At 42.4% G+C, this 6,697-nt stretch carries 6 protein-coding genes; all 6 read left to right on the top strand.

Translation table 11 applies throughout. The features are described from left to right. Window positions 1-159: 159 nt before the first annotated feature. Window positions 160-1,440 (top strand): histidine--tRNA ligase, encoded by a 1,281-nt coding sequence (hisS, locus tag SCRDD08_RS00535; protein ID WP_061421973.1) that lies wholly within the window; start codon window positions 160-162, stop codon window positions 1,438-1,440. A gap of 118 nt (window positions 1,441-1,558) precedes the next feature. Beyond that, window positions 1,559-1,846: a WXG100 family type VII secretion target gene (locus tag SCRDD08_RS00540; RefSeq protein ID WP_061421974.1), complete on the top strand. Its 288-nt coding sequence runs from the start codon at window positions 1,559-1,561 to the stop codon at window positions 1,844-1,846. A gap of 75 nt (window positions 1,847-1,921) precedes the next feature. Beyond that, window positions 1,922-4,891: a type VII secretion protein EsaA gene (esaA, locus tag SCRDD08_RS00545; RefSeq protein ID WP_061421975.1), complete on the top strand. Its 2,970-nt coding sequence runs from the start codon at window positions 1,922-1,924 to the stop codon at window positions 4,889-4,891. An 8-nt stretch (window positions 4,892-4,899) separates the two neighbouring features. Then, window positions 4,900-5,364 (top strand): type VII secretion protein EssA, encoded by a 465-nt coding sequence (gene essA, locus SCRDD08_RS00550; protein ID WP_061421976.1) that lies wholly within the window; start codon window positions 4,900-4,902, stop codon window positions 5,362-5,364. 58 nt (window positions 5,365-5,422) lie between these two features. Continuing rightward, a complete protein-coding gene (locus SCRDD08_RS00555) occupies window positions 5,423-5,662 on the top strand; it encodes an EsaB/YukD family protein (protein ID WP_061421977.1) in 240 nt (79 codons plus the stop codon). A gap of 1 nt (window position 5,663) precedes the next feature. After that, window positions 5,664-6,697 (top strand): type VII secretion protein EssB (gene essB / locus SCRDD08_RS00560; protein ID WP_061423231.1); only part of this gene is annotated, 1,034 nt, incomplete at its 3' end.

Raw genomic sequence — 6,697 nt, forward strand, 5'->3', positions numbered from 1 at the left:
TAGTGGTCTTATTTTCTCATAATTCTGACAATTTTTCAAGAAATTCTGGCGAATGAAAACGGATTTAGTCTCTCGGAGGGAATTTTTCTGCTCTAACTCCTCAAAACATCTGATTTATGGTAAAATAATAGATATTATATAGTTGCAGAGGATTAGAAAATGAAATTACAAAAACCTAAAGGAACTCAGGATATCCTCCCTCAGGAATCTGCTAAATGGCAGTATCTGGAGGAGTTTGCTCGTAAGACGTTTAAAAAATACAACTATGCGGAAATTCGGACACCGATTTTTGAGCACTATGAGGTCATCAGTCGTTCTGTTGGGGATACGACAGACATTGTGACCAAGGAAATGTATGATTTCTACGATAAGGGAGATCGTCATATTACGCTACGGCCAGAAGGAACTGCGCCAGTCGTTCGTTCTTATGTCGAAAACAAGCTCTTTGCACCAGAAGTTCAAAAGCCAGTCAAGCTTTATTATATGGGATCTATGTTCCGCTATGAGCGGCCTCAGGCTGGTCGCTTGCGCGAATTTCACCAAATCGGGGTGGAGTGCTTCGGCTCTGAAAATCCAGCGACAGATGCAGAAACGATTGCTATGGCGGCTCAGTTCTTCAAGGAAATTGGGATTGGACAGGTGACGCTGCAACTGAATAGTTTGGGCAATGCAGCGAGTCGAGCTGCCTACCGTCAGGCCTTGATTGATTATTTGACTCCGCTGAAAGACAGTCTTTCTAAGGATAGTCAACGTCGTTTGGAGGAAAATCCGCTGCGGGTGCTGGATTCGAAGGAAAAAGAAGATAAGGCAGCCGTTGCGCAGGCACCTTCGATTTTGGACTTTCTGGACGAGGAGAGCCAGGAGCATTTTGCGGCTGTCCGCTCAATGCTAGAGTCTTTAGGGGTTCCTTATGTCATTAACACCAATATGGTGCGCGGACTGGACTACTACAATCACACGATTTTTGAGTTTACGACTGATGTGGCAGGCAGCGAACTAACTATCTGTGCGGGTGGCCGTTATGATGGCTTGGTTGACTACTTTGGTGGGCCAGAAACACCTGCCTTTGGTTTTGGTATGGGAATGGAGCGTCTGCTCTTGGTTCTGGAAAAACAGGGAGCAGCTTTGCCACTTGAGACAGGCTTGGATGCCTATATTGCCGTTCTAGGTGAAGATGCCAATCGCAGTGCTTTGGAATTGGTGCAAGCCCTCCGGAATCAAGGGTTTGCGGCGGAACGAGATTATTTGGACCGCAAGCTCAAGGCCCAGTTTAAGTCAGCAGACAGCTTTGGAGCCAAGACCATCATCACTCTAGGCGAAAGTGAAGTAGAAAGTGGTCAGGTTACTGTTAAAAATAACGCAACACGACAAGAAGTGACGGTTGATTTGGAGCGAATAAAGACAGATTTTCAATCAGTAATTACAGAGCTAGGATTTTAGGCTAGTTTAGCTTCGTCTCTGATTCTTACTAAAAATTTTATTTATTTTTAGAAAAAGCTTGCAATTATATTCATTTATTAGTATAATAGTGCTATTACTAATAAAAAAGGAGATTGTCATGGCTTTAATTAAATTGACTCCAGAAGAATTGCGCGAATCCGCACAACGTTACACTCAAGGTTCAGAAAGTGTCGACCAAGTCCTTACTGACTTGACTCGTGAGCAAGCAATCATTTCTGAAAACTGGGAAGGTTCTGCATTCAATAGTTTTGAAGAACAATTCAACGAATTGTCTCCAAAAATCAAAGAATTTGCACAATTGCTTCAAGATATCAATGCTCAGCTGGTTAAAGTTGCTGACATCGTTGAGCAAACAGATAACGATATCGCTGCACAAATTCGTTAATTTGTTATAAGTGGCTTTAGGAAGGCAAGGGCCTTCCTATTTTTGTATAATAATATAGGGAACAAAAAGAGATAAATGGGAAATAAAAGAGTTTTAAAATATATCGGAAATAGTCTCTTAGTTGTTTTTCTGCTTGCTGCGGTGATTATCCTAAATATAGCAGTGCAAAAGAATACGACTAGCAGTGATGACACCAAGCTAAAAACGAGTCAGCAGACCAAGCTCAATGTGGCGATTGTCAATGAAGACCAAGCTGTGCGCGTGGATAAAAAAGAATATAATCTCGGTGCGAGCTATGTAAAGAACATTGAACGGGATAATTCGCAAAATTGGTCTGTTGTGACACGAGGCGCAGCGGATTCTGGATTAGAAAAGGGTACTTATCAACTGGTCCTGACGATTCCTAGCGATTTCTCAGAAAAAGTGCTAGATGTCAATAGTGTCAATGCGGATAAGACGACGGTGACTTATAAGGTCAATGCTTCTGGTAATCTGCAGGTCGAAAATGATGCTAATAAATTAGCCAAGGATATCATTGCAGATCTCAATAGCCAGCTAGTAGATATGTATATGGCTAGCATCCTGAGTAATCTTTATACAGCTCAGCAAAATGTGCAGGCTAGTTCTCAACTGCAAATCACTAACATTGGTCACTACAAAACAAATTTGCTAGATACGGCCATCAATTCTAGAAATATTTTTCCAACTCTCTTCAATTTATCAACTTCATCTGTTGATGCCAACACAGCTTTGAAAACAACCTTAGAAAGTTATTCACAGGTGTTTGATAATCTGGGAAATTCTCAAACAAGCTACGGCAATAACTTCAGCAGTTTGCTGAAGCAAAGAGGAGAGGATCAGATTAGTTATGCTGACTTTATGGAACAGCTGATGGCAATGAACCGTGACACCTTAAGTGCCGAAACCAAGAAGCTCTATGAAAATTTACAAGCGAATCAGGAAGCTCTCGGTAAGCAGATTGGTTCATCTGAGCAAGCAGATGTACGCGATGCGAGCACATATGCAGGATTGACAGATAATGTCACCAAGCAAATTGCTGATTTAGAGGAAAATCTTGAAGCAGAGCGTACGAAATTTAAGAATCATGAAGATAATATCAAAGAATTTATTAATAAAAAATTAGTTGATTATTATACTCCCGAGCAAGATGGCGAGATTACACTTAGCCAAGTTCTTGCAAAAGGAAATGTCACTTTCTTAACAGATGCTGAGAATACTTTGAAAGCTGAGCTTAGTGATGCAGTTGCGGAACTGCCAGCTGAGAATTTTGGCGGCCAAAGCTTTACTGCCTTCGGTTTATCCATCACTGTACCGGCTCTTAGTGCTGATATAAAAGATTTTGGGACGCCAAGTGATGCAACGAAAAGTAGTGACCTTGCAGCATTAGCAGCGAAGGAAGTCACAACCACCGAGCCTGTAGCTGAGAAAACTGGGACAAAGGCGAAAGTTTCCTGGAAAGCACCAGAGGGTGTGACAGTGGACTCCGTGACCTATAATGGTGATGCTGTCACAGCAGGTCAAGAAATCATTTTGCTTGAGAATGCAGTCTTTGAAGCGCACTACAGTGTGACAAATGATACCGAAAAACCGTCAACAGCGGCCTCTATTACCATTATGCTCAATGGACTTGCAGCTGCAAGTGCGCCTATTGACATACCGGATCTTCAGCAGGCAGCGGCCAGCTATGGAGCAAAAGCTCAAAAAATCGCTTCTGCTTATCAGCGGGTAAACTCTCTCCTTCAAATCCATTCTTCAATGGAACAGCTGAAAAAAGGCAAGATGAATGATGCTCTGACAGGGCTGTTGCTGGATGCGATTCAGTCTAACTTAGATGCTTATAAAGAAAGCCTTTCTACAGCTGAGAACGCTTCGGATAATAAGAGTGTTCAGCAAAGACTCAATGATACCTTGGAACAGCTGAAAAAGACAGGTCCTGAGTTGAAACAGAATTTAGCAGAGATTGATAAGAGCAATCAAGAACTGGCTGGCAGCATTACCAAGCAGTTGGAGCATTATGAAAGCTTGAAAGAGCGTCTGACTGGTATCGCTACAGCGCAGACGAATAGCACAGCAGCTCTAGCTAAAACGGATACTGACCTGACTTCTCTAAATTCTGAATTCAGCTCCTTATTGACAGAGACATCTGGTGTGAAGGCTTCTTCTCAGAGTAATATCCAAGCCGCTGAATCTGTCAACCAAATTTTCAGTAATTTCAACCGTGAGCTAGCTACAGCGCAGGGAAGTACGGAAAAATTGTCTACGGATGCGGAAGCGTTGATGGCGCAATTTAATGAAGAACTGGCTGCTAATGGAAATTTTGTCGAATCCTTTGTCAAGGTCTTAAACAATGCCTATGAAAACGGTGTGCCAAATGAAGTTCTGCTTAATTTCCTGTCCAGCCCAGTAACTCAAAGCTCATCTTCTGTAAAGGCGACTGTCAACGTTTACCGGCCATTTACTTGGATCTTGCTCTTAGAGATTGTCAGTCTTTTTACAGCTTATCTATTTGCGACACAAAATGTCATTCGCAAGGTCAAAGATCGCTTTAAGCTTGACAAGTTACATGATACAGATATTATGACAGTTGGTATCTTATCCTTCTTGGCTTTGACCATCGGCTTAGTGATTGGTATTGTATCGAGTGTTCAACTCCAGGTTGGTCGTGAATATGTGCCGTCATGGGTCCTGCTGATGGCAGTGGCAAGCTTTATCCTGATTCAGGGGCAGTATTTCTTGCTCAAGCATATCCGAGTTATTGGTATGGGGCTGGCCTTCTTTATGATGATTAGCTTTGTCTATCTGTCAAATGCTATCGGGACAACGGCTAGTCTGACAGGCTTCCCGGCCTTGATTAAGGGCCTGAATGTTTTGTCGATTTTAGAGAGCCTGCTTTCAGGTTACTTTGACGGACAGACTGCCGGGTTCTTCATCTTCTTTGCCATGCTGATTGTTTTAGGTTTATTGGTGGCGGCCAATATCTTTGTCAGACCGAGAAATCTTCAAGATCAAAGCGAGAAAGTATAGAAAAGCATATGAAAAAAGTAATTCTCTTATTTCTGACCTTAGGAACATGTGCAGCGGCCTCGGTGGCTGCTGCAGATGACCTGAAGGACAATAGCTTACAAATTGATAACTCCCGGCTGGAGAAAGAAGAGGAGTTGCATTTTGGTGCGCAGTCCGAGCAAATCAAGGCGCTTTTCAATGAAGCCGATCAAAAGAAATTGCTAGAGATGCAAAACTATCAAGATAAACAGTTGATCACCGAAAGGGGCCAGCTGTTTTCTGCTATAGAGGGACCGGTGAGAAAATCACCTGAAGAGCAGCTGTTTCAAGCAGATTCTCAAAAATTGTCTAAATTACAGACGAATTTGGGGAATGAATCAGCCAGTAGTTGGAGTGACTTTTTACCAGGTGTCCTTTATACGGGACTGGTGCTTCTACTCATCGGAGTGACAGGAATCGTGAGTTATCGGGTGGCGACAGCGGAAAGAGACTAGAGACTTGGTATAGCTCAAGAGCTCAGACAAGTAAAGAAATCAATAGGAGAATATCAGTATGGAACAGCATATCAATATTACCCTGCGTTTGGGGGACCGGGATGTAGATATTCGGATTCCTCAGAGAATTGAGGTACGCCGGTTGATTCGGGAGATTGATAGCATTTTTAATCCCGGAGTAAAGCGGACCAAGTATCAGCTGCGGATTGTCAATAAGGGCCTGCTGCTGGATGAGGGCAAGTACCTGTCGGATTATCCTATGACGACAGGCGATTTAGTAGAGATAGAGGAGATATGAGTTGACTGAGGAAAGATTTGTCTTTGGCGAACAGCCATTTATCTATGAAAAAAATGAAACAAGCTGGCAGCTGAAACTGAAGAGATCTGATGTAGCCAGTCAGGATTTGCGGGAGCTCCTGCTTTTGGATTTGCATCATCCGCTCTTTTTGGAACAGACCATGGGGGCAGATGAGGATAGTGTGGCGTTTACATATGAATTAGAGCCTTACGGACTTAGCTATGGAGAACTCAAGACTCGTACGATTTCAGAGCGGCTTCGTTTAGCGCTGAATGTGTTTTCTCTAGAGTCAGCCTTAGATCTACCAGTGACTTTTCTGCTCCATCCAGATAATCTCTTTATCACTAAGAATGCTCAAGCTAAAATCGCTTATAGAGGTGTACCAGGGATCATGACTCCCCATTCTTTATCAGCAGAGGACTTTTTACGTCAGGCTAAATGTTTTACAGTGACACTTTTTAGCGACTTAGACTTTATGGATCTCTACAATGGATCGCTAGAATTAGAAACTCTACCAGACTTTCTTAACGAGCTACGCCAGACAACGACCATATCAGATGCGATAGCTGTCTTAGAAAAATATTATTTGGAGAAAGCGGCTCAGGAAAAGGCAAATTTAGTTTTGGTGCCAAGCAGGCGCCACCGAGTTTTTAAATTAGCAACGATCTGGTTGACAGCAGGTATCATTCTGCTCTTCATTCCTTTAGTCTATCTGATTTTCCTACAAAATCCTTTTAAAGAAAAACTTTTGCAGGCAGATACTGCTTTCATCAAAGTTGACTATAGTGGGGTAATCACAGAGTTAGAAGGAGTAGCACCCTCTAGCCTGCCAAATACTCAAAAGTATGAATTAGCTTACTCTTATATTCAAGGTTTGGAGTTTTCTTCCGATCAGAAGAAGGTTATTCTTAATAATGTGACCCTCAAATCAGATGAGCTTTATCTGATTTATTGGATTCAAATTGGTCGCAATAAGTTTGAGGATGCTCTAGATACTGCGAAGCGTATTAATGATAGCGACTTGATTCTTTATGC

The sequence above is a fragment of the Streptococcus cristatus genome (genome assembly GCF_001578775.1).
Lineage (GTDB): Bacteria > Bacillota > Bacilli > Lactobacillales > Streptococcaceae > Streptococcus > Streptococcus cristatus_A.